Raw genomic sequence first — 21,419 nt, 5'->3', positions numbered from 1 at the left:
ACAACGAGGAGCGACCCAAGAAGGTGCTCGGCGGACTGACCCCGAGCGACTACGCCAGCCAGCTGGCATCCGCTACGATTGATCCCGGACTCTAAACCGCCTTGCTACTGAAGGCGGGGGGACGTCGCCGCGGCCGCCGATGGCGCGGAATCCCACTTCGATGAGTTCCGGTGCCCGTCAACCCAGCGTCGCCTCATTTGAGACAAGTTCCGATATGCTCTGCTCTATGAGCGCGCTACGCATTCGCATCGAGCTGAACAAGGGGCGAGTTGGTATGCCCTTTGGCAAGCTGGCGCGTGTGTGTCAGGAGGCGACCAAGTTCCTTGAGATGCTCTGCGAGGACTTGGAGTTGCCGGAAGGCGATGCGTGGCTCGCTGAGGAGTTTGAGAATGCCTCCCTGATGTTCGATGTTCGCCATGGGATTCAGATTGACCCTGTGGCTGCTGAGGTTGCAAGGCAGGCGATGGGGATGGTCTTTGGGGAGACTTCGGAGTACCTCCCGGTGGCGGTCAAGATTCGCACCGAGACCCGGCGTCAGTTCCGGAAGATGACGCGCGCCCTCGACCCTGATGAATACATGCGCATCGGCGTCTATCGTGGGGACGAACATCGCCCGGATCGCTGGTACGAGATACAGCGATCTGATGCCGTCGAGCTGACGGAAGGCATCATCGACCGCGGTACCTACGGGGAAGTACAGGGCGTCGTAAACGCATTCTTCAAGGAGGCCCAGCCTCCGTACGTGCGCATTCGTGAACTATCCACGGGCAACCTCGTGAAGTGCTTCTTCCGAGCCGATCAGTATCAAGCGGCCGTTGAACTTCTTGAGGACAAGGACGCTGTCGTGTTCGTTGAGGGGTGGCTGCGCGAGGACGCCTCCACGGGAGCCACTCGCGAGGTGCGAGTGGAAGACTTCACTCCGGCAGTCGAGTTTGATGAGAGGGCCGTTGAGGCGCTTTACGGTGCCGTTCCGGACTATACCGGCTCCCTGACGAGCGAGCAGTTTGTGGAGAGGATTCGCGGTGACCGATAAGCCCAAGATCTATCTCGATGCGGCGCCGATCATTGACCTTGTCAAGTTCAAAGTCGGTGTGGGGATAAATCTCGAGCGGGAGCGTGATGCGTGGCATCTGCAGCAGTTGCTGAAGGCCGCCCGTGCGGAGGAGGTTGAGATTTATACCTCTACTCTGACCGTGGCTGAATGCACCCACGTTGAAGATCCGGCGAAGTTGGAACTGGCTAAGCCACTGTTCTTGCAGGTCCTCACCTCCGGTCGAGGCGGCGTCAAGCTGGTTCAGCCGATTCTGTCCATCGTTGAGGACGCGAGGAACCTCCGCTGGTCGCATGGCATCCACTTGAAGGGCATGGATTCTGTCCACGCCGCAACCGCACTCAAGTTCCGCTGTGACGAGTTCTTGCATCGCGACGGGAAGATCAGCGGAGCGGGTGCGGCATTCCAAGCGCTTGGGATGCGCGTGTGCGCACCATCTGATACGCAGTTCCTGCCTAATGAGTACCGGCAGGAATCACTTCTTATGAAGGAAGTAGCGCCACAATAGCCGCCTCATGTAGTGGCTTGGGCTATGCGGACTACGGTGCTGCGGCAGATTGGCTGGCAGCGAAGAACAGCTGGATCGCACCATCTTGTTTACGCTGCATAGCGCCGGGGGGAAGGAGTTTTACCTGGTCTTCATGTTGCAGTTGCCAGTTAGAATTGTGCGGAAATCGGCTTTGCCTCCCCGGTAGATGCCTTGAGATCGTCGAGATAGTCCGCCCAGACCTGCATCATCTTCACTCGCTGCTTCAGGTACTTGGCCTTGTTGTAGATGCCGCGGATCTTGTCGGTGCCCTGATGCGACAGCTGTGACTCGATCACGTCGCCATGCCATTGCAGCGTTTCGTTGAGCTCTGTCGACGCAAGGTGCCGGAACCCGTGCGCAGTGATCATGTCTCTGCCGAAGCCCATGCGTCTCATGGCCTTGTTGATCGTGCCGTCGGAGAGCGGTGCTTTCGATTTCCGGGTGCCTCCGAAGACATACCGACCCCCATGCGTATGTGGAACCAGCTCCATCAGGAGCTCGACCGCTTGGCGTGGCAGGGGCACGGTGTGAGGCTCAGTCTTGTTGGATTCTTTCTGCTTCTTCCGCAGCTTCATGTGGGCAGGCGGGATCGTCCAAAGTGCCTTGTCGAGGTCCACCTCCTCCCACTCCATCGCACGGATCTCGCCCGGGCGCTGGAAAAGCATGATGCTTAGCCTGAGCGCAATGATGGTCCTGAGTTCGCCGGTATCTGTGTCGCATGCCTTGAGCAGGCGACGAAGGTCAGCAGGGTCTTTGAGGGTTGCGTAGTTGCTGGTCGTGCGTTCCGGCAGGGCTCCCCTCAGGTCGGACGCCACGTTGCGACTGGCGATGCCGGTGCTGATCGCATAGGCGTAGATCTGCTCGCAGTACGACCTGACCCGGTGCGCCGTGTCGATGATCCCGCGGTCTTCCATTCGGGTGAGAACCGATAGAAGTTCAGGCGTCGTGATGTCCTCGATTGGTCGGTGGCCGACGTACGGGTAGACGTGCTTCCTGAGGCGAATGCGCACCTTATCGGCATGCTTTTCGGTCCAGGAAGGGGCCTTCTTCGTCATCCAGCGCTGGCTGGTCAGCTCGAAGGTGTTCTGGGCCGCAACGGTCCGGGCGTCCTTGGCGGCCCGTTGTTGGGCCACGGGGTCGATGCCCTGGCTGATGAGACGTTTCGCTTTGTCCCGAGCCTTGCGGGCCTCGCTGAGCGGAACCTCGGGGTATTTGCCCAGCGCGAGGATGCGCTCCTTTCCATGGAGTCGGAACTTGAGGCGCCAGAGGCGCGATCCGCTCTCGCGCGCCTCCAGGAAGAGGCCGCCGCCGTCAAAGAGGCGGTTGCTGGTGCGGGTGGAGTGCTTGTGGGTTCGGCACTGCGTGTCGATGAGGGGCAAGATCCGTCTGGCCATGGAAAAGGGCTCGCTTGGGGGTACGTTTCGACCGTACCCTCATCGATACCCCCATCAAAATTGGCTTGTGATCTGCCTCTTGACCTCTCTTGGGCACAAAAAACCCCGCAATTACGCGGGGTTAGAAGACTTTGGATCATTCCTGGATCTTCGTGATCCATCAGTTTGGTGGCTATGGGTGGACTCGAACCACCGACCCCAGCATTATGAGTGCTGTGCTCTAACCGGCTGAGCTACATAGCCACGGGGTGAACCGCGAATTGTTCCCGGATCGGGCGCGCGTGTCAATCACCTTTGGGGCGGCTTGTGGATAACCGGGGGGCGTGGCAGAGTCGAAGCCAGTGACGTAAGTCAACGACTCAGGAGTCCGCATCGTGATCGATCCGGACGGTTATCGCCCCAACGTCGGCATCGTGCTGATGCGTCCGGATGGACGCCTGTTCTGGGCCCGCCGCGTCCACCGGGACGGCTGGCAGTTCCCGCAGGGCGGGATGAACAGCGACGAAACGCCGATCGAAGCCATGTATCGCGAACTTCGCGAGGAGACCGGCTTGCTGCCGCACCACGTCGAGGTGCTGGGCGAGACGCCGGGGTGGCTGCGCTACCGGCTGCCGCAGCGTGCGATCCGCCGCCACGAACGCCTGGTATGCATCGGCCAGAAGCAGGTCTGGTTCCTGCTGCGCCTGGTCGGGGACGAGTCCGAGCTGCGGCTGGACCTGACCGACAAGCCCGAGTTCGACCACTGGCGCTGGGTGGACTTCTGGTACCCGGTCGAGCACGTGGTCATCTTCAAGCGCAGCGTCTATGCCCGCGCGCTGATGCACCTCTCGCAGTTCGCCCGCGACATGGGCGAGGGCCTGGCGGTGCCGCCGCCGCAGGAGGTGGTCCAGCGCAGCCTGGGCTGGGACGGGAAGCGCGGCCGCAGCCGACCGCGTGCCCGGCCCCTCCAGCATCCGCGGGGGCAGGGGTCGGGCAATGCCGGAAGCGGGCGCAACGGGCCGGCCTGAGCCGGTCCGCAGGGCCGGCACTGGCCACTGTGCCAGGTGGCTGAAGCCCTGAATAGGGCTGATGTTGACAATCATTCTCATTCGTAGTGCAATGCGGATGCAGCCAGTCCGGCTGCGAGATCCGGCGCCCCGGCGTCCCTGCCCATGTATGTCTGCATCTGCAACGGCGTCACCGACCACGACATCCGCCAGGCGGCCGAAGCCGGCTGTGGCAGCGTGCCGGAACTGACCATGCGGACCGGGGCCGGTGCCAACTGCGGCAGCTGCCTGGACCTGGCCGCGCAACTGCTGGTCGAGCATCGCCGCGCGCGCGAGCTGCCCCTGCCGGTGCTGTCGCAGGCCGCCTGAGCCCGCGCCCGGATCGCCGACCGGCGGTCCCGTCTCCACTCCCGTCGTTCCGTATCGCCACTGATTCGCGTCTGCGGCTGCAGCCGATTCGTGTTTCGCCATGGCCGCGCGCAAGCGGCTAAAGTGCCCGCATTGCCGCCACACGGAGCACCGCCATGAAGGGCGACGCCAAGGTCATCGAATTCCTCAACAAGGCGCTCTTCAACGAGCTGACCGCGATCAACCAGTATTTCCTGCACGCCAAGATGCTGAAGAACTGGGGCCTGAAGGAACTGGCCGACCACGAGTACCACGAGTCCATCGACGAGATGAAGCACGCCGACAAGCTGTCGGACCGCATCCTCTTCCTCGATGGCCTGCCAAACTTCCAGGCCCTGGGCAAGCTGCGCATCGGCGAGAACCCGAAGGAGCTGCTGGCCTGCGACCTGGCGCTGGAGAACGAGGCCGTGCCGCTGCTGCGCGAGGCCATCGCGTACTGCGAGTCGGTGTCGGACTATGTCAGCCGCGACCTGTTCGCCGAGATCCTCGACTCCGAGGAAGAGCACATCGACTGGATCGAGACCCAGTTGTCGCTGATCGAGCGCATCGGCGAGCCGAACTACCTGGCGCAGAAGCTCGAGGGTTGATCCGCCACCCGGGCTGCCGGCCTCAGGCCGGCGAAGGCGGTCGCGGCGTGCGGCGGAACAGCTTCCGCCAGACCCACCACATCGACAGCGCGATCGACAGGCTGACCAGGGCCACCAGGCCCAGGGTCAGCCAGGGATAGGCGAACACCAGCGCCAGCGCGCCGACCACCGCCACGTCCTCGCCGACCGAGGCGGTCCAGTTGGTGACCGGCTCGGGCGAGGCGTTGAGCATCGCCCGGGTGCCCGACTTCAGGGCATGGCTGGTGAGGGCCACCCCGGCGCCCGCCGCCAGCGCCCCGGCGCCCAGGTCGCCATCGGGCGACAGCGTGGCCGCGGCCAGGAAGGCGCCGGCCGGCACGCGCAGCAGCGTGTGCAGGAGGTCCCAGCCGGAATCGACGCCCGGGATCTTGTCGGCGAAGAACTCCACCAGCGCCAGTGCGCCGGCAACGCCCAGCACCCAGGGCGACTGCGTGGCCTGCAGGGCCTCGGGCAGGTCCAGCCAGCCCAGGGCACCGGCCAGGCCGACGCCGAAGACGGTCAGGTAGACGCGGATGCCGGCGAGCCAGGCCAGAACCACGCCAATTGCGAACAGGTGCGCATCAGTCATCGTCGCGACCCCGCTAGAATGTCCCTCGAGTATAGAGGCAGGAGCGTGCCGCAATGCGGGCGGCCCGGACATGACCCCAACCCCCCATCGCGAGCCCCCAGCGCGCTATCGCATCGTCCGCGACGGTCCGGACCGGCGCCCGCTGTGGCTGGTCCTGGCGCTGCTGGCGTGGGCAGGCAGCCTGGTCGCGGTCTGGCAGTTCACCCGCAGCATCGCCGCGCCGAAGCTGCCGCAGGTCAGCCAGGCCCTGGGCCAGGCCGAGGGCACGCTGCGGCGGCAGGGCTCGGAACTGGAGGAACTGCGCCAGCGCGCCGCGATCCTGGAGAAGTCCGACCAGATCACCCGCGACGCCAACAAGCAGGTCCAGCGCACCCTGGCCGAGCGCGAGGAGGAGATCGCCGGCCTGCGCGCCGACGTGGCCTTCTACGAACGCCTGGTCGGGGCGACCAGCCCACGCAAGGGCCTGAACGTGCATTCCAGCCAGTTCGTCCCCGAGGCGGGCGGCACCTGGCGCTACGAGATCGTCCTCACCCAGAACCTCAACCGCGGCGCGGTCAGCACCGGCCAGCTCAAGTTCCAGGTCGAGGGCGTGCAGGACGGCAAGCTCGCGGTCATCGACTGGGGGCGCCTGCACCAGAAGCAGGAGGCGGCGGGGCAGGCGTATTCGTTCCGCTACTTCCAGCAGCTCAGCGGCAGCATCATGCTGCCGGTGGGCTTCACGCCGCAGCGCGTCCGCGTGCGGCTGAACACCGGGGAAAAGACCGTCGACCAGACACTGGCCTGGCAGGTCGGGAATGCCGGCGAGGATGCGCGCGCGGTCACGTCCACGGCCGTCGCGGCCACGGCTTCACAAGGGGAATCCTGAGCATGTTCAAGAACAAACCGGCCCAGCTCGATGGCCACGTCGACACCCTCATCGGCCCGCAGGTCGTCATCCGCGGCGACCTGGAGTTCAGCGGTGGGCTGTTCATCGAGGGGCGCGTGATCGGCAAGGTGATCGCGCTCGAGGGCGAGAAAGCGATGCTCACGCTGGCCGAGAGCGGCGTGATCGAGGGCGAGGTGCACGCCCCGCTGGTGGCGATCAACGGCACGCTCAACGGCGACGTCCACGCCGCCGAGCGGGTCGAGCTGGCGAGCAAGGCGCGGGTGCGCGGCAACGTCCACTACAAGGTGGTGGAGATGTCCGCCGGCGCCACCCTCACCGGCCGCCTGATCCACGCCGACAGCGTGATGGGCGAGCAGGTGAGCGCCTACGCCGAGCGCGAAGCCTTCACCGAAGCGGCCTGAGCCCCGTCGCCGCCAACTGAACCGCCCCGACACGGTCGGCGCGGTGGCGGCTTGACGCCCCGCGGTCCGCCTCCTATATCAAGGAGATGGACGACAAACCGCTGGACGACGCCGCGCCCGACGCCCCTCCGCCCGCCGCCGCGCCCGGTGGGGCGGCGTCCCCTCCATCCCACCCAGCGCATCCACCGCTGTCGCCGGAATTCCGGCGCCGCGCCGCGTGGGCGGCCGCCGCCGTGTTCGTCCTGGCGCTGCTGTTCGGTGGCTGGGGCCTGTGGCGGGTGGTCGCACCGGCCTCGGGCGACCTCAAGGGCCAGTTGGCGAGCAGCGAAGCTAAGGTCCGCCGCCTGGGCGAACAGAACGATGCCCTGGCCCAGCGCGTGGCGACCCTGTCGCGCTCCGACCAGATCAGCCGCGACGCCAACCGCGACGTGCAGCGCACCCTGGCCGAGCGCGACGAGGAAATCGCCGGCCTGCGTGCCGACGTCGCCTTCTACGAGCGGCTCGTCGGCGCGACCGCGCAGCGTCGCGGCCTGAGCGTGCACGGCATCCGCTTCCAGCCCCAGGGCGACACCGCCTGGCATTTCACCACCACCCTGACCCAGAACCTCAACCGCGGCTCGGTCAGCAGCGGCGGCCTGCAGCTGCAGATCGAGGGCACGCGGGCCGGCAAGCGCGAGGTGCTGGCCTGGTCGATGCTGCGCCAGGATCCCAGTGCAGCGGGCCTGCCGTACTCGTTCAAGTACTTCCAGCAGGTCGAGGGCGACGTCTTCCTGCCCGAGGGCTTCGACCCGGTCCGCGTCCAGGTCCAGCTCAATCCGCGCAACGGCGCCGCGGTGGAGCAGTCCTTCACCTGGGCCGACAGCACCCGCGATTCGCCGCTCAACGGTGCCGAGGCCGACGCGCCGTCGACCGCCGGGGACTGAAGCGCCGCTGCGCCCTGCGCTTGAATATGCGGCGCCCGCGCCCCATCCTGACCGCATGGACATCACGCCCCTCCCGACCGCCCCGGCGGACGCCGCGCCCGGCTACCAGTCGCTCGACCGGCCCCTGCAGTTCACCTCGGCGGCCGCCGCCAAGGTGCGCCAGCTGATCGCCGAGGAAGGCAACGAGGCGCTGAAGCTCCGCGTGTACATCCAGGGCGGCGGATGCTCGGGCTTCCAGTACGGCTTCGAATTCGACGAAGCGCAGGCCGAAGACGACCTTGCCGTGCAGACCGACGGCGTCACCCTGCTGGTCGACCCGCTCAGCCTGCAGTACCTGATGGGCGCGGAAGTCGACTACACCGAAAGCCTGCACGGCGCCCAGTTCGTGATCCGAAATCCGAACGCCAAGACCACCTGCGGTTGCGGCTCCTCGTTCTCGGCCTGAGCGCCATGGCGCGCGGATGCCCGGCCCGCTTGCGACCGACGGGGCGATCGGCATGACCGCGCCTTTCGCCTTCACCCCGACCGCGGCGGGCGAGCTGCCCGAGGCCGGCTTCGATCGTGCCGATCGCCTGCGCGGCGACAATGCCGCGCTCGATGCCCTGTGGCCGGATGCGCGGGTGATCCTGCTCGACGACGGCGGCCAGGCGCTCGCCGATGCGACGCGCTCGCTCGCCGCGCCGACCGGGCGTACGCTCAGCCAGGGGCCGGGCGGCAGCGGCCTGGCGATCTTCCTCGGCCTCGCGCCGGACGGCGAGGCCTGGTTCTCGCTCGACGCCGCGCTCGTGGCCTTCCAGGCCCCGGAGCGCGTCGACCTGCGCAGCGCCGCGGCGCACTGGCCGGCGGCGCACGCGGCGGTGTTCGCCCAGGCCCGGGCCCTGCAGCATTGGCACCGGCAGCATCGCCATTGCGGCGCCTGTGGCGCGGAAACCGCGATCGAACGGGGCGGCTGGCTGCGCCGTTGCACCGGCTGCGGACAGGAGCACTACCCGCGCACCGACCCGGCGGTGATCGTCGCGGTCAGCGATGGCGAGCGCCTGCTGCTGGGCCGGCAGGCGAACTGGCCGGCGCGGCGCTGGTCGGTGATCGCCGGCTTCGTCGAGCCGGGCGAGTCGCTGGAACAGGCGGTGGCGCGCGAGGTCGCCGAGGAAACCGGGCTGCACGTCGTCCGCTGCCGCTACCGGGCCTCGCAGCCCTGGCCGTTTCCCGGACAACTGATGCTCGGCTTCATGGCCGAGGCCACGCCCGCCGACCCCCGCATCGACGATGAGCTCGAGCAGGCGCGCTGGTTCTCCTTCGAGGAAATCACCCGCGCGCGCCAGCAGGGCCTCGATGGCGTCGACGACGGTGAGGGCCCGCTGCTCTCGCCCGCGATCTCGATCTCGCGCTGGCTGATCGAACAGTGGTGGCTGGAGATGCGCGCACGGCGCGACGCGCGCTGAGGCCCGGCACGCACGATCGGATCGCCGTTTCGCGGTCCCGCAACATGAATCGATCACGCCGGGCAGGCTAGAATCGCGGCACGCACCAACGCGTCGTGCCGGAGCCCCCGTTCCTATGTCCGTTACCCTGATCGCCACCGTGGTCGCACTCGTGCTGGGCCACCTGGCGCAGCCGCTGGCCGCGGCCGTGCGCTCCTACGGCTGGTACGGGGACTGGCTGCGCTGGCTCGACGGCCGTTTCGACGAGGGCAGCCTCTGGCGCGGCAGCTGGGGCATCCTCATCGCGTTGTTGCCGCCGCTGCTGCTCGTCGCGCTGTTCCAGCAGGCGCTGGACGACACCATGTTCGGCCTGGCGTCGCTCGTATTCGGCATCGCCGCCCTGTTCTATGCCTGGGGCCCGCGCGACCTCGACGTCGACGTCGAGGCCATCGTGCAGGCGCCGGACCTGGCGTCGCGGCGCGAGGCCGCCGCGCGTCTGTGGCCCGACGGCGGCTCGCCTTCGCTCGAGGGCGGCGTGCTGGTCGACGCGGTCTTCTACAACGCCCTGCGGCGCTGGTTCGGCGTGTTGTTCTGGTTCCTGCTGCTGGGGCCGTTCGGGGCGCTGATGTACCGCCTGGTCGAAGTCTCGGCGCATGGCGAGTTCGCGCGCACCCTGCCGGCCGGGACCGCCGAGGGCGCGCGCACCCTGCTGACCGCGCTGGAGTGGCCGGTGGCCCAGTTGATGACGCTGGCGCTGGCCATCGTCGGCAACTTCGACACCGTGCTGGCGGCATGGCGCGACAACGGCGGGGCGACGCTCGCCTTCCGGATCGGCTTCCTCGGTGCCGTCGGCCGCGCCAGCGTGCGCAGCGAACTGGCCGAGGAAGTCGGCGACTACGCCGATGTCGGTGTGGACGGCGAGGGCGCCGTGCCGCGGATCGAAGTGTTGGGCGAACTGCCCGAACTGCGCGATGCGATGAGCCTGGTCTGGCGCACCCTGCTTGCGTGGCTGGCCCTGCTGGCCCTGTTGGTGATCGCCGGCTACGTCAACTGAGGTCCGTCGGGGCCGCCCACGGCATTGGCGTACATCGGCCGGTGGGCGAAGGCCGGATTCAGTTGCCGAACGCGGCGCTCAATACCGCCATGCCGCCGGCGAACACCATCCAGATCGCGATCAGGACCGGCATGATGATGGCCGAGGCCAGCGCCCAGTTGCGCGCGCTGTCGGCGGCACTGCGCGCGCCGGCGATGTCGCCCGCCGCGCGGAGCCCGTCGACGCGCGCGGCGTAGACGATCGACACTATGCCCAGGGGCATGCAGCAGAACAGGGTGGTCAGGATCGCCCACACCAGGTTGTTGGGGACGTACTCGCCATGCGGTGCGTTCATCGGGGCTCTCCAGGAAGCATGATCGTGTCGAGGGGTGGCGCGGGCTCAGCCCGGCGCCAACCAGGTGAAGGGCCACCAGGGCAGGTTGCGCGCGACCCAGTAGCCCAGCAGCACGACCAGCCACAGCCGCGGGCTGTTCACGGCCTTGAGCACGGCCGCCGGCAGGGGCAGCGGTCGCCCCATCCCGTGCAACGCGATCACCGGCGTGGCGAGCATCAGCACCGGCAGCAGCGGGTTCATTGCCACCATGCCGGCGACATCGCCATGGAGCAGGGCGTGCAGCGCCCGCGTGGTGCCGCAGCCCGGGCAGTAGAAACCGGTGAACGCCAGGAACAGGCAGCCCATGAAGGGACTGTCCGCGGCATTCGGGTCGTAGCTGCGCAATGCCCAGACCCCGAACGCGACGAAGCCCGCGAGGGCCGCGAACACGGCCCCCCGTTGCCAGCGCGAACGGGGCAGGGCTTCGAGGATCACTGCGCGGCTTGCATCTGCTGCAGCATCATCATGTACTGCTCGTTGGCGCCGGTCATGAAGCCCCAGACGTTGAGCAGCAGGCCGAAGATCGCCAGGCCGGTGGTCACCCAGCACCAGGTCTTGGCATTGGCCGAGGCCTGCAGCGCGCCCTGGGTATCGCCGAGGTTGAGCTTCTTATTGACCTGCGCCGAGTAGACGATCGCGACGACGCCCGGGATCGCGCCGACGACGCAGCACAGGCAGAACGCGACGACGGTGGACACGATCGCCCAGGCCAGGTGGTTCGGAACCGGTCCGGGTGCGGCGGACGGCGTGACGGGCGGTGGCATGCTCATGTGGAACTCCCCTTGTTCTGAAGTGTGTGAATCGTTCGGGCCGGCCATCGCCGGCGCCCCCCGGACATCCTAGCAGCGGCGCGCGCGATCCGTATGCCCGGGCGTTTCGCGCGCGCCCGGGCAGGCCGCCCGGCCGCCCGCGGGGACGGCCAGGCCGCATCGCTACGCCGCGTCGCCCCGCAGGGCCCGCACCTGCTGTTCGAGGCCGGCGGCAGTGACCGTGCTGCCGTCGAGCGGCGGCGCGGCGATCACCTCCACGTGCGCGCGGAAACGGCGCGGCACGCGCATGCGGCCCAGTCGAGTGTCGCGGCGGCTCCACATGCTCGCCCACATCCCGCGCAGGGCCATCGGCACCACCGGCACCGGGCGACCGGCGATGGCGCTGCGTTCCAGGATGCGTTCGATACCCGCCTTGAACGGCCCCATGCTGCCGTCGCTCGTCAGCCGGCCCTCCGGGAAGATGCCGACCAGTTCGCCCTCGGCGAGGGCGGCGTCGATATCGTCATACGCCTTCTGCAGCAGGACCGGGTCTTCCTTGGCGCTCGCGATCGGGATCGCCTTGGCATGCCGGAAGATCCAGCGCATCACCGGTATGTTGAAGATGCGGTAGTACATGACGAAGCGCACCGGACGCGGCGTGCTCGCGGCGAGGATCAGGGCGTCCATGTAGCTGACGTGGTTGCACGCGAGCAGGGCCGGCCCCTCGTCGGGCACGTGCTGCTCGATCCCCTTCGCGCGCAGCCTGTAGAGCGCGCGCACCAGCACCCAGCTCAGGAAGCGCATCAGGAATTCGGGCACGATGCTGAAGATCCACAGCGCCACGAGCGTGTTGAGGATCGCCAGGGCCAGGAACACCTGCGGGATCGACCAGCCCAGCGCCTTCTGCGCCGCCAGCCCCGACAGCGCCGCCAGCACGATGAAGCCGGAGTTCTGGATGTTCAGGCCGGCGATCACCCGCGAGAGTTCGTTGCGCGGCGTGCGGCTCTGGATGAGGGCGAACAGCGGCACCACGAAGAAGCCCGCGAACAGGCCGATGCCGACCAGGTCCATCGCGATCCGCCAGCTGCCGTCCTCGCGCAGGAAGTCCAGCACGCCCAGTCCCGACACGCCGGCGACACCCGTACGCGCGAAGTACAGGTCCAGGATGAAGGCGCTCATGCCGAACGCGCCCAGCGGCACCAGGCCGATCTCGACCGTGCGCCCTGAGAGCTTCTCGCACAGCAGCGAACCCACGCCGGTCCCGATCGAGAACAGTGCCAGCGCGAAGATGTACAGCGTCGCGTCGCCGCCCAGTTGGACTTCGGCGTAGGCCGGCAATTGCGAGGTCAGCACCGTGCCGACGAACCAGAACCAGGACACGCCCAGCACGGAATTGCGTACCGCCAGTTGCCGGCGCGCCAGCCGCAGCATGTGCAGCGACTCGGGGATCGGGTTCCAGTTGATCTTCAGTCCCGGCGCGCCGGCATCCACGCGCGGGATCATCCGGCTGACCAGGTTGCCGGCCACCGCGAGCGCGATGATCGTGGCGCCCGCCGCCAGCGGCCCGTGCGCGCCGGCGAGCTTGAACACCAGGCCGCCGACGATCATGCCGGTCAGGATCGACAGCGAAGTGCCCATCTCGACCAGGCCGTTGCCGCCGGTCAGCTCCTCGGGTCGCAGCACCGAAGGCAGGATCGAATACTTCACCGGGCCGAACAGGGTCGACTGCATCCCGGTGCAGAACAGGGCGACCAGCAGGATCGGCAGGCTCTGCAGCCAGAAGCCGACCGCGGCGATCGACATGATCGCGATCTCCATCGCGGTGGTGATGCGAATGAGCCGGGACTTCTCCAGTTTTTCCGCCACCTGGCCGGCGATCGCCGAGAACAGGAAGTAGGGCAGGATGAAGATCGCCGGGGCCAGGCTCGCGTACAGCGCCTTGTCGTCGCTGCTCGCACCCAGCCAGAACAGCATGCCGATGATGGCCTGCCGGTAGACGTTGTCGTTGAACGCGCCCAGCGACTGCACCAGGAAGAACGGCAGGAAGCGACGCTGGCGCAGGAGCCCGAACTGGCTGCGAGCGACCGGCAGGTCGGCGTGCGAGTCGGGGATCTCGGGGGCGTGCGGGGGTGTCTCGGCCGTGTCCTGCGCCATGGGCTCTCCTCGGGTTTCGCCGGAGTGTATCCGGAACCCGTGTCGCGGCGGGGGTCCACCGCCACGCGGGCGGCGATGGACGTGGAGCGCGGAGCTTCACGGCCTGCCCACCCGGCGTGGCTACCCTGCAGGCACCCGCCTGCTGGAAGGAGGTCGCCATGACCGCCGAACACAAGAGCGAGCTGGAGCACGTCAACGACACGCTGGCCCAGCTCAAGGAGATGCGGCACTACGCCAAGAACAACGTGGAGTTGCTGACCACGCAGTGGCTGTTGTTCGACGGCGAACTGTCGGGCCTGAAGCATGCCTCGAAGATCGAGGGCCTGATGACGCGCCAGGGCGCGTTCTACGACGCGCTGGAAGAGGAGATCGCCGCGCTGGAAGAGGTGGCCCAGTCGCTGCAGCCGCCCCCGGAAGGCGAGGGCGGCTGATGCCTTGTTGTCGCTGGGCTCAGGCCCCGACGGCCTCGCCCCGTTCGCGCGCGATGGCGCGCCAGCCGATGTCGTGGCGGTGGAATTCGCCGTGCCAGGAGATCCCGGCGACCTCGGCGTAGGCATTGCGCTGGGCCTCGGCCACGCTGTCGCCCAGCGCGCACACGCACAGGACGCGTCCACCGGCGGTGACGACATGCTCGCCTTCGATCCGGGTGCCGGCGTGGAAGACCTTGGCGCCCTCGACGTCCGGGGTGTCCCAGCTGCCGATGGTGTCGCCGCTGCGCGGCTTGCCCGGGTAGCCTTCCGCGGCCATGACCACGCCCAGCGATGCGCGTGGATCCCAGTCGATGTCGCGACCGGCCAGGGCACCGTCGATCGCGGCGTCGAGCAGTTCGACCAGGTCCGACTGCAGGCGCAGCATGATCGGCTGCGTTTCCGGATCGCCGAAGCGGACGTTGAACTCGATGACCCTGGGCGCGCCGTGGCGATCGATCATCAGTCCGGCGTAGAGGAAGCCGGTGAAGGGCACGCCATCGGCGGCCATGCCGCGCACGGTGGGCTCGATGACCTCGCGCATGATCCGCTCGTGCACCCCGGGGGTGACCACCGGCGCCGGCGAATAGGCGCCCATGCCGCCGGTGTTGGGGCCGGTGTCGCCGTCGCCGACGCGCTTGTGGTCCTGGCTGGTCGCCATCGGCAGTGCGGTCGCGCCGTCGACGACGGCGATGAAGCTGGCTTCCTCGCCGTCCAGGAATTCCTCGATGACCACGCGCGCACCGGCCTGGCCGAAGGCGTAGTCGGAGAGCATGTCGGTGACCGCGGCCTCGGCCTCGGCCTCGGTCATCGCCACGATCACGCCCTTGCCGGCGGCGAGTCCGTCGGCCTTGATGACGATCGGCGCGCCCTTCTCGCGGATGTACTCCAGTGCCTCCTGTGCCTCGGTGAAGACCTGGTAGTGCGCGGTGGGGATGCCGTGCCGGGCGAGGAAGTCCTTGGCGAAGGCCTTGCTGCCTTCCAACTGCGCCGCCGCGGCGGTGGGCCCGAAGATGCGGTGGCCGGCTTCGCGGAAGCGGTCGACGACGCCCGCCACCAGCGGTACCTCGGGGCCGACCACGGTCAGGTCGACGCTTTCGCCGGCCGCGATCGCCAGCAGGCCGTCGATGTCGGTCACCTCGCAGGCGAGGTTGCGGCACTTGTGCTCGTTCGCGGTCCCCGCGTTGCCCGGCGCGACGATGACTTCATCCACGCGCGGCGACTGCGCCAGCTTCCAGGCCAGGGCGTGTTCGCGGCCGCCGGCGCCGATAACGAGGATCTTCATGGGCACTCCTGGCCTGTGTGTCTGTCTGGGGATACGGATTTTACGTGAGTAATCGGTAGCGCCGCAGGCATCGAGGCACCGGCCCTGGTGGAAGTCCCGCCGGGCGCGCGGCCGGTGCACTGCTACCATCGCCGGCACTGCCCACCGGCCCCATGGGGAACGACCGCCGATGCAAGTCCTGCTCGATGCCATCGAGGCCGTCCTCGCGCCCGTCGTGGGTGCGATCAACACCGTGTTGTGGGACTACGTGCTGGTCTACGGCCTGCTGGCGGTGGGCGTCTACTTCAGCCTCCGCCTGCGCGGCCTGCAGTTCCGGCGATTCGGCCACATGCTCCGCCTGGTCGCCAGCGGCATGCATGCCGACGACCGCGGCATCTCCCCGTTCCAGGCCCTGTGCACCAGCCTGGCCGCACGCGTGGGCACGGGCAACCTGGCCGGCGTGGCGATCGCGCTGGCGGTGGGCGGCCCGGGGGCGTTGTTCTGGATGTGGTGCACGGCCGTGCTGGGCATGGCGACGGCGTACGCCGAGAGCACGCTGGCGCAGCTGTACAAGGTGCGCGGCGAGGACGGCCAGTACCGGGGTGGGCCGTCGTACTACATGACCCGCGGCCTCAAGCATCGATGGATGGGCATCGCCTTCGCGCTGGCGCTGCTGCTCAGCTACGGGCTGGTCTTCAGCAGCGTCCACGCCAACGCCATGGCGCAGGCGCTGGAGGGCGCGTTCGGCCTGGCGCCGGCCACCGTCGCCATCGGCCTGGTGGTGTTGACCGCGGCGATCATATTCGGCGGGCTGCGATCGGTCGCGCGCTTCGCGTCCTGGGTCGTGCCCTTCATGTCGTTGGCCTACCTGCTTCTGGCGGGTGGCATCGTGCTGACCCACCTGCCGCAGTTGCCGGGCGTGCTGCTGCAGGTCCTGCGCGGGGCCTTCGGCCTGGACGCCGCGGCCGGTGGCCTGCTCGGCGTGCTGAGCGTGGCGATGCTGCAGGGCGTGAAGCGTGGCCTGTATTCGAACGAGGCCGGCATGGGCAGCGCGCCCAACGTCGCCGCGGCGGTCACGCCGGTGCCCCACCATCCCGCCAGCCAGGGCCTGGTGCAGGCGCTGGGCGTGTTCATCGACACCCTGCTGGTCTGCACGGCCACGGGCATCATCATCCTGCTCTCGGGCGTGCTCGGCGAGGGCGGCCAGGACGGCGTGCAGGTGACCCAGGCGGCGATGACGGTGTTCCTGGGCGACTGGGGCGCGGGCTTCGTCGCGGTGGCCATGTTCTTCTTCGCCTTCACCACCATCCTGGGCAACTACTCCTACGCCGAAAGCAACCTGCTCTACCTCGGCGGCGGGCCCGTGGGCCTGCTGGCACTGCGCCTGGCGGCCCTGGCGACGATCACCTGGGGCGTGTTCTCGAAGGTGCAACTGGTCTGGGACGCGGCCGATGCCTCCATGGCGGTCATGGCGTCGATCAACCTGGTCGCCATCGTCATGTTGTCGGGGGTGGTGGTGCGGCTTACCCGCGACTACGACGCGCAGTTGCGCGCCGGGCGCAGCCCCGCCTTCAGGATCGTCGAACACCCGGGCATGGCCTCGGGCGTCGACGGCGACATCTGGCGCTGACGGCCACGCCGGACCCGTCTGGTCCGGTCAGGACTCGTCCAGGATCCGGGCGTTGTGCGGGTTTCGCCATGCGCGCGACACCACGACCGCCAGGGTCACCACCGTCAACGGGATCACGAACCACAGCATGACGTGGTTGAACTCGTCCAGCGCGGCGTGGCCGGTGTTGTCCATGAGCAGGTAGGCGGTGTACGCCGCGTAGTAGCCCAGGAACAGCGCACCCTCCCAGCGGGCGATGAGGTGGCCGCTGAAGAAGATCGGCAGGCAGGCCACGGCGGTGGCGACCATCACCGGGATATCGAAGTGCAGGGCCGAACGGCTGACCGGGATGCCGTCGGGTGCGACCAGGGCGGTGGCGCCCAGCACCACCAGCAGGTTGTAGATGCCGCTGCCGATCACGTTGCCCGCGGCAATGTCGCGTTCGCCGCGCAGCGTGGCGAGGATCGAGGTGGCGATCTCGGGCAGCGAGGTGCCGATGGCGATCACCGTCAGTCCGATCACCAGCTCGCTGACGCCGAGCGAAGCGGCGATGTCCACCGCCGAATCGACCAGCCAGCGCGCGCCCAGCACCAGCAGCGCCAGGCCGGCGACGAGCAGCAGCAGGTTCTTCCACAAGGGCTGGGCCGGGGCGGCCGCGGCCTCGGTCGCGGGTTCGGGCGCGTTCCTCGCCTCCCGGCGGCTCATCAGCACCAGCATGAGGGTGTAGCCGATGCTGGCCGCGAGCAGCACGATGCCGTTGCCGCGGGAAATGCCGCCGTCGGTCGCCATGAACCAGGTGATCGCAGAAGCGGCCACCAGGACCGGGACGTCCAGCCAGATCAGCTGGCGCGCGACCACCAGCGGCACGATCAGCGCCGACAGGCCCAGCACGAGGAGCACGTTGACGATGTTGCTGCCGACGACGTTGCCCAGCGCGATGTCGGGCGAGCCCTTGAGCGCGGCGCCGACGCTGATGGCCAGTTCGGGCGAGCTCGTGCCCAGGGCGACCACGGTCAGGCCCACCACCAGCGAGGACATGCCGGTGGCCAGGGCGATGCGCGATGCACCGCGCACCAGCAGCTCGGCGCCGCCGATGAGGGTCACCAGGCCGAGCAGGAGCCAGAAAACGACCGAAGCATTCATGGCGCCCATGATGACCGAACTGCCCATCGCTGTAACGCAGGGCCCTACCGGTCCGCGGAGCGCTCGTGCAGGGCGCGTTCAGCCCGCGGCGTCGCCGTGGACAACGCAGCCCGGGCAAGCGAAGCGCACCGGAGGCTCCCGTAGGGTCGGTAGAGCCAGAGGCGAAACCCACCGCCGCGGGATCGCACGCAAGACGAAAGATGGGTTTTGCTTCGCGCTACCCATCCTACGGTTCTGTCTCTCCCCTGCCCCGTAGGGTGGGTAGAGCCAAAGGCGAAACCCACCGTCGCGGAATCGCACGCAAGACGACAGATGGGATTTGCTTCGCGCTACCCATCCTACGGTGCTGTCTCTCCCCCGCCCCGTAGGGTGGGTAGAGCCAGAGGCGAAACCCACCGCCGCGGGATCGCACGCAAGACGAAAGATGGGTTTTGCTTCGCGCTACCCATCCTACGGTGCTGTCTCTCCCCCGCCCCGTAGGCTGGGTAGAGCCAAAGGCGAAACTCACCGTCGCGGGGTCGCACGCAAGACGAAAGATGGGTTTTGCTTCGCGAGATCCGTCCTGCAAAGCCGGCCGCTGGCCCTTCCCGGCGAAAAAGGGCGCAGCGCAGGGTGCGATACCGCATCTGCCCTGCCGGCAAGCGGTCGCGGAGCGCGTCTCACCGCGCTCCGCCCGGTCCCTGATCAATGCCGGAAGTGGCGCACCCCCGTGAAGACCATCGCGATGCCGTGCTCGTCGGCGGCGGCGATCACCTCGGCGTCGCGCATGGAGCCGCCCGGCTGGATCACCGCCTTGATGCCGGCGGCGGCCGCGGCGTCGATGCCGTCGCGGAAGGGAAAGAACGCGTCAGAGGCCATCACCGAACCTTCGACGACCAGGTCCGCGTCGGCCGCCTTGATGCCGGCGATGCGGGCCGAGTACACCCGGCTCATCTGGCCTGCGCCGACGCCGATCGTGCGGTGGTCCTTCGCGTAGACGATCGCGTTCGACTTGACGAACTTGGCGACCTTCCAGGCGAACAGCAGGTCCTCGAACTGCGCATCGGTCGGCGCGAGCTTCGTCACCACCTTGAGTTCGTCGCGGGTGACCACGCGGGCATCGGCGGTCTGCATCAGCAGGCCGGAGCCCACGCGCTTGGTGTCGATGAAGCCAGGCGACGGGGGCGCCAGCGGGATCCGCAGCACGCGCACGTTGGCTTTCTTCTTCGCGTAGGCGAGCGCCTCGGCGTCGTAATCGGGCGCGATCAGCACCTCGACGAACTGGCGGTCGAGGATCGCCCTGCAGGTCGCGCCGTCGAGTGGCGTGTTGAAGGCGAGGATGCCGCCGAACGCGCTGGTTGGGTCGGTGGCGTAGGCCAGCTCGTAGGCATCGCCGCAGGCCACGCCCACCGCGACGCCGCAGGGATTGGCGTGCTTGACGATCACGCATGCCGGCGCCTCGAACTGGCGCACGCATTCCCAGGCCGCGTCGCTGTCGGCGATGTTGTTGTAGCTCAGTTCCTTGCCCTGCAGCTGCTCGAAGGTCGCCAGCGAACCCGGCGCCGGGTACAGGTCGCGGTAGAACGCCGCCTGCTGATGCGGGTTCTCGCCGTAGCGCAGGTCCATGACCTTCACGAAACTTCCGTTGGCCTGGCCCGAGAACGCCGTGCGCGACGGCAGCTCGCCCGCGGTGTCGCCCACCGAGGACAGGTAGTTGCTGATCGCCGCGTCGTACTGCGCGACGCGGTTGAAGGCGGCGACCGAGAGCTCGAAGCGCTTGCCGGCCGGCAGCGCGCCGTCGTGGGCCTTGAGCGCCTCCAGCAGCGACGCGTACTGCGCCGGGTCGGTGGCGACGGCGACGCGGGCGAAGTTCTTGGCGGCGCTGCGCAGCATCGCGGGCCCACCGATGTCGATGTTCTCCACCGCATCGGCCAGCGTGCAGTCCGCGCGCGCGGTGACTGCCTCGAACGGATACAGGTTGAGCACCAGCAGGTCGATTGCGCCGATGCCGTGCTCGGCCATGACCGCGTCGTCGGTGCCGGCGCGACCCAGCAGGCCGCCGTGGACGAGCGGGTGCAGCGTCTTGACGCGGCCGTCCATCATCTCGGGGAAGCCAGTGACCTCGCTGACGTCCTTGACCGCCAGGCCCGCGTCGCGGATCGCCTTGGCGGTGCCGCCGGTGGACAGCAGTTCAACGCCCATCTCCGACAGGGCGGTGGCGAGTTCGATCAGGCCGGTCTTGTCGGACACGGACAGCAGGGCGCGGCGGATTTTCACGGCGCCGGGGGTCGGGGCGGCAGTCATCGGGCATCGGCATGGTGAGGGGGCCGATGATTATACCGGCCGCGGGCATGCGGTCCGGGGGGCGCCTGTTCGACGCGGGGGACTTGACCTCAGGCCAGGCCGTACTCGCGCAGCTTCTTGCGCAGGGTGGCGCGGTGGATGCCCAGCAGCGCGGCCGCGCGGCTCTGGTTGCCTTCGCAGTGCTGCATGACTTCGGCGAACAGCGGGATCTCGAGTTCGCGCAGGGCGATCTCGTAGAGGTTCTCGCTGTCGCAACCGTCCAGGTCGCCGAGGTACCGCCGGATGGACGTCGCCACGTGGTCGCGCAGGGGCACGCGCGGCGTCGGGCGGCTGGTGTCGGTGCGGTCGTTGGCGGCGTTCAACTGGGACTCCCCTGGGCAGCGTGTCGGCCCATCGCGGAGTGGCGCAGCGCGCGCACGGTGTGCATGGGACGGGTCGGCCAGTCTAGCGCGCTTGTCCGGCGGGAAACACGGCCTGGGTTCACACTCACCGGAAATCGAAGCTGTAGGCCACGATATGGGCGGCGGGCTCGACGACTTCGAACGCCACGGTGGTGCTTTGTCCGGGCGACAGGGTTTCACCGGGTGCGTGTTCGCGCCGGTATTCGTCGGGGCGGAAGGCACGTTGGCCCACGCGCCGCCCGTCGGCATCCGACAAGGTCAGCAGCAGCGTCGGCCAGGCCTGGGGCCAGCGCGCGTCGTTGCGGAAACTCGCGTTGACGCGCAGCAGGCCGGGCTGGTCGGGCACGGGCCGGACGCTGCGGTCGAGCATCACGTAGGCGGTGGGCTCGTGCCAGGGCGGGAGCTCGCAGCGGAACACGGTGCAGGCGACGTCGAGCAGCGGTCGCCACGCGGCCCGGGTGGCCAGTTCCGCGCGCTGGGCGAGCAGCAGCTGGATGGCCAGCAGCAGCGACAGCGACAGCAATGCGAGCACGACAGGCCATCGCGGCGCGGCGGCCAGCTGGTCGATGCGGACCCGCGCGAAGCTGGGGCCATGGGCCCGTGCCGCCGTCCGCGTCGCCGGTGGCGCGGCGACGGCGGGGCCAGCGCCTTCCGGCCCGGGCCGCTGCGGGGCCGGCGCCGGTGCGCTGGCAGGCGGCGCGGAGCTCGCGGGAGGCGGGGTGGCCGCGG

General features: G+C 68.5%; 23 protein-coding genes, 1 tRNA gene and 1 pseudogene. 13 read left to right on the top strand and 12 right to left on the bottom strand.

Going from position 1 to position 21,419, the window contains the following annotated elements; genetic code table 11:
- The first annotated feature begins 160 nt into the window (after positions 1–160).
- Together H4F98_RS16440 and H4F98_RS16435 are read left to right on the top strand one after the other, a co-directional pair.
- The gene (locus H4F98_RS16440; protein ID WP_182688911.1) at positions 161–1,033 is read left to right on the top strand and encodes a hypothetical protein; all 873 of its coding nucleotides are present in this window, start codon (positions 161–163) and stop codon (positions 1,031–1,033) included.
- Complete coding sequence (locus H4F98_RS16435) at positions 1,023–1,559, top strand: PIN domain-containing protein (RefSeq protein WP_182688910.1); 537 nt, start codon at positions 1,023–1,025, stop codon at positions 1,557–1,559. The genes H4F98_RS16440 and H4F98_RS16435 overlap by 11 nt, the downstream gene beginning before the upstream one ends.
- A gap of 149 nt (positions 1,560–1,708) precedes the next feature.
- Here H4F98_RS16435 and H4F98_RS16430 read toward each other — a convergent pair whose 3' ends face one another.
- Positions 1,709–2,974, bottom strand: a complete 1,266-nt coding sequence (locus H4F98_RS16430) for a tyrosine-type recombinase/integrase (RefSeq protein ID WP_182688909.1) — start codon at positions 2,972–2,974, stop codon at positions 1,709–1,711.
- Positions 2,975–3,140: 166 nt separating this feature from the next.
- Positions 3,141–3,217, bottom strand: a tRNA-Met gene (locus tag H4F98_RS16425).
- 131 nt (positions 3,218–3,348) lie between these two features.
- On the opposite strand from H4F98_RS16425, the gene H4F98_RS16420 reads away from it, so the two are divergent.
- From H4F98_RS16420 to bfr, 3 genes are all read left to right on the top strand, one after another.
- Complete coding sequence (locus H4F98_RS16420; protein ID WP_141518532.1) at positions 3,349–3,981, top strand: RNA pyrophosphohydrolase; 633 nt, start codon at positions 3,349–3,351, stop codon at positions 3,979–3,981.
- A gap of 144 nt (positions 3,982–4,125) precedes the next feature.
- Entirely contained in the window at positions 4,126–4,329 is a 204-nt protein-coding gene (locus H4F98_RS16415) for a (2Fe-2S)-binding protein (RefSeq protein WP_141518533.1), read from the top strand.
- A gap of 155 nt (positions 4,330–4,484) precedes the next feature.
- Entirely contained in the window at positions 4,485–4,955 is a 471-nt protein-coding gene (gene bfr / locus H4F98_RS16410; protein ID WP_141518534.1) for a bacterioferritin, read from the top strand.
- Between the two features lie 22 nt (positions 4,956–4,977).
- Here bfr and H4F98_RS16405 read toward each other — a convergent pair whose 3' ends face one another.
- Positions 4,978–5,562, bottom strand: coding sequence for a DUF4126 family protein (locus H4F98_RS16405; RefSeq protein WP_182688908.1), 585 nt, complete (start codon positions 5,560–5,562; stop codon positions 4,978–4,980).
- Between the two features lie 70 nt (positions 5,563–5,632).
- Between H4F98_RS16405 and H4F98_RS16400 the strand changes: the two genes are divergently transcribed.
- The 6 genes and pseudogenes from H4F98_RS16400 (at position 5,633) to H4F98_RS16375 (ending at position 10,247) form a co-directional block, all read left to right on the top strand.
- The gene (locus H4F98_RS16400; RefSeq protein WP_182688907.1) at positions 5,633–6,427 is read left to right on the top strand and encodes a DUF6776 family protein; all 795 of its coding nucleotides are present in this window, start codon (positions 5,633–5,635) and stop codon (positions 6,425–6,427) included.
- Between the two features lie 2 nt (positions 6,428–6,429).
- A pseudogene (locus tag H4F98_RS16395) lies at positions 6,430–6,783 on the top strand (bactofilin family protein); the annotation flags it as partial.
- A gap of 152 nt (positions 6,784–6,935) precedes the next feature.
- Complete coding sequence (locus tag H4F98_RS16390; RefSeq protein ID WP_246373341.1) at positions 6,936–7,772, top strand: DUF6776 family protein; 837 nt, start codon at positions 6,936–6,938, stop codon at positions 7,770–7,772.
- A 55-nt stretch (positions 7,773–7,827) separates the two neighbouring features.
- Positions 7,828–8,217 carry an iron-sulfur cluster insertion protein ErpA gene (gene erpA, locus H4F98_RS16385; RefSeq protein ID WP_141518538.1) on the top strand — a complete coding sequence of 130 codons (390 nt, stop codon included), beginning with the start codon at positions 7,828–7,830 and terminating at the stop codon, positions 8,215–8,217.
- 52 nt (positions 8,218–8,269) lie between these two features.
- Positions 8,270–9,214 (top strand): NAD(+) diphosphatase, encoded by a 945-nt coding sequence (gene nudC / locus H4F98_RS16380; protein WP_182688912.1) that lies wholly within the window; start codon positions 8,270–8,272, stop codon positions 9,212–9,214.
- 115 nt (positions 9,215–9,329) lie between these two features.
- Positions 9,330–10,247, top strand: coding sequence for a hypothetical protein (locus H4F98_RS16375; RefSeq protein WP_182688906.1), 918 nt, complete (start codon positions 9,330–9,332; stop codon positions 10,245–10,247).
- Positions 10,248–10,305: 58 nt separating this feature from the next.
- Here the strand turns inward: H4F98_RS16375 and H4F98_RS16370 are convergent, their stop codons facing one another.
- From H4F98_RS16370 to H4F98_RS16355, 4 genes are all read right to left on the bottom strand, one after another.
- Positions 10,306–10,581: a CD225/dispanin family protein gene (locus H4F98_RS16370; protein ID WP_182688905.1), complete on the bottom strand. Its 276-nt coding sequence runs from the start codon at positions 10,579–10,581 to the stop codon at positions 10,306–10,308.
- Between the two features lie 45 nt (positions 10,582–10,626).
- Entirely contained in the window at positions 10,627–11,055 is a 429-nt protein-coding gene (locus tag H4F98_RS16365) for a DUF2752 domain-containing protein (protein WP_182688904.1), read from the bottom strand.
- Positions 11,052–11,390: a CD225/dispanin family protein gene (locus tag H4F98_RS16360; protein ID WP_141518542.1), complete on the bottom strand. Its 339-nt coding sequence runs from the start codon at positions 11,388–11,390 to the stop codon at positions 11,052–11,054. Before H4F98_RS16360 ends, H4F98_RS16365 begins: the two co-directional genes overlap by 4 nt.
- A gap of 162 nt (positions 11,391–11,552) precedes the next feature.
- A complete protein-coding gene (locus H4F98_RS16355) occupies positions 11,553–13,523 on the bottom strand; it encodes an MFS transporter (protein ID WP_182688903.1) in 1,971 nt (656 codons plus the stop codon).
- Between the two features lie 158 nt (positions 13,524–13,681).
- Between H4F98_RS16355 and H4F98_RS16350 the strand changes: the two genes are divergently transcribed.
- The gene (locus H4F98_RS16350) at positions 13,682–13,954 is read left to right on the top strand and encodes a hypothetical protein (RefSeq protein ID WP_182688902.1); all 273 of its coding nucleotides are present in this window, start codon (positions 13,682–13,684) and stop codon (positions 13,952–13,954) included.
- A 19-nt stretch (positions 13,955–13,973) separates the two neighbouring features.
- On the opposite strand, the gene purD is transcribed toward H4F98_RS16350, so the two are convergent.
- The gene (purD, locus tag H4F98_RS16345; RefSeq protein WP_182688901.1) at positions 13,974–15,275 is read right to left on the bottom strand and encodes a phosphoribosylamine--glycine ligase; all 1,302 of its coding nucleotides are present in this window, start codon (positions 15,273–15,275) and stop codon (positions 13,974–13,976) included.
- A 169-nt stretch (positions 15,276–15,444) separates the two neighbouring features.
- On the opposite strand from purD, the gene H4F98_RS16340 reads away from it, so the two are divergent.
- Positions 15,445–16,884, top strand: coding sequence for an alanine/glycine:cation symporter family protein (locus tag H4F98_RS16340; RefSeq protein ID WP_182688900.1), 1,440 nt, complete (start codon positions 15,445–15,447; stop codon positions 16,882–16,884).
- Positions 16,885–16,911: 27 nt separating this feature from the next.
- Here H4F98_RS16340 and H4F98_RS16335 read toward each other — a convergent pair whose 3' ends face one another.
- The 4 genes from H4F98_RS16335 to H4F98_RS16320 form a co-directional block, all read right to left on the bottom strand.
- Positions 16,912–18,006: a calcium/sodium antiporter gene (locus tag H4F98_RS16335; protein ID WP_182688899.1), complete on the bottom strand. Its 1,095-nt coding sequence runs from the start codon at positions 18,004–18,006 to the stop codon at positions 16,912–16,914.
- Between the two features lie 684 nt (positions 18,007–18,690).
- Positions 18,691–20,289, bottom strand: coding sequence for a bifunctional phosphoribosylaminoimidazolecarboxamide formyltransferase/IMP cyclohydrolase (gene purH, locus H4F98_RS16330; RefSeq protein WP_182688898.1), 1,599 nt, complete (start codon positions 20,287–20,289; stop codon positions 18,691–18,693).
- An 89-nt stretch (positions 20,290–20,378) separates the two neighbouring features.
- Entirely contained in the window at positions 20,379–20,651 is a 273-nt protein-coding gene (gene fis, locus H4F98_RS16325; protein ID WP_141519224.1) for a DNA-binding transcriptional regulator Fis, read from the bottom strand.
- A 124-nt stretch (positions 20,652–20,775) separates the two neighbouring features.
- The coding region (locus H4F98_RS16320) for a DUF3426 domain-containing protein (protein WP_220479259.1) at positions 20,776–21,419 on the bottom strand (644 nt) is incomplete at its 5' end.

This window comes from Marilutibacter spongiae (assembly GCF_014145325.1).
GTDB lineage: Bacteria > Pseudomonadota > Gammaproteobacteria > Xanthomonadales > Xanthomonadaceae > Marilutibacter > Marilutibacter spongiae.
Note: the sequence above shows the minus strand (reverse complement) of the source record. Positions and strands in the feature narration are given on the sequence as shown.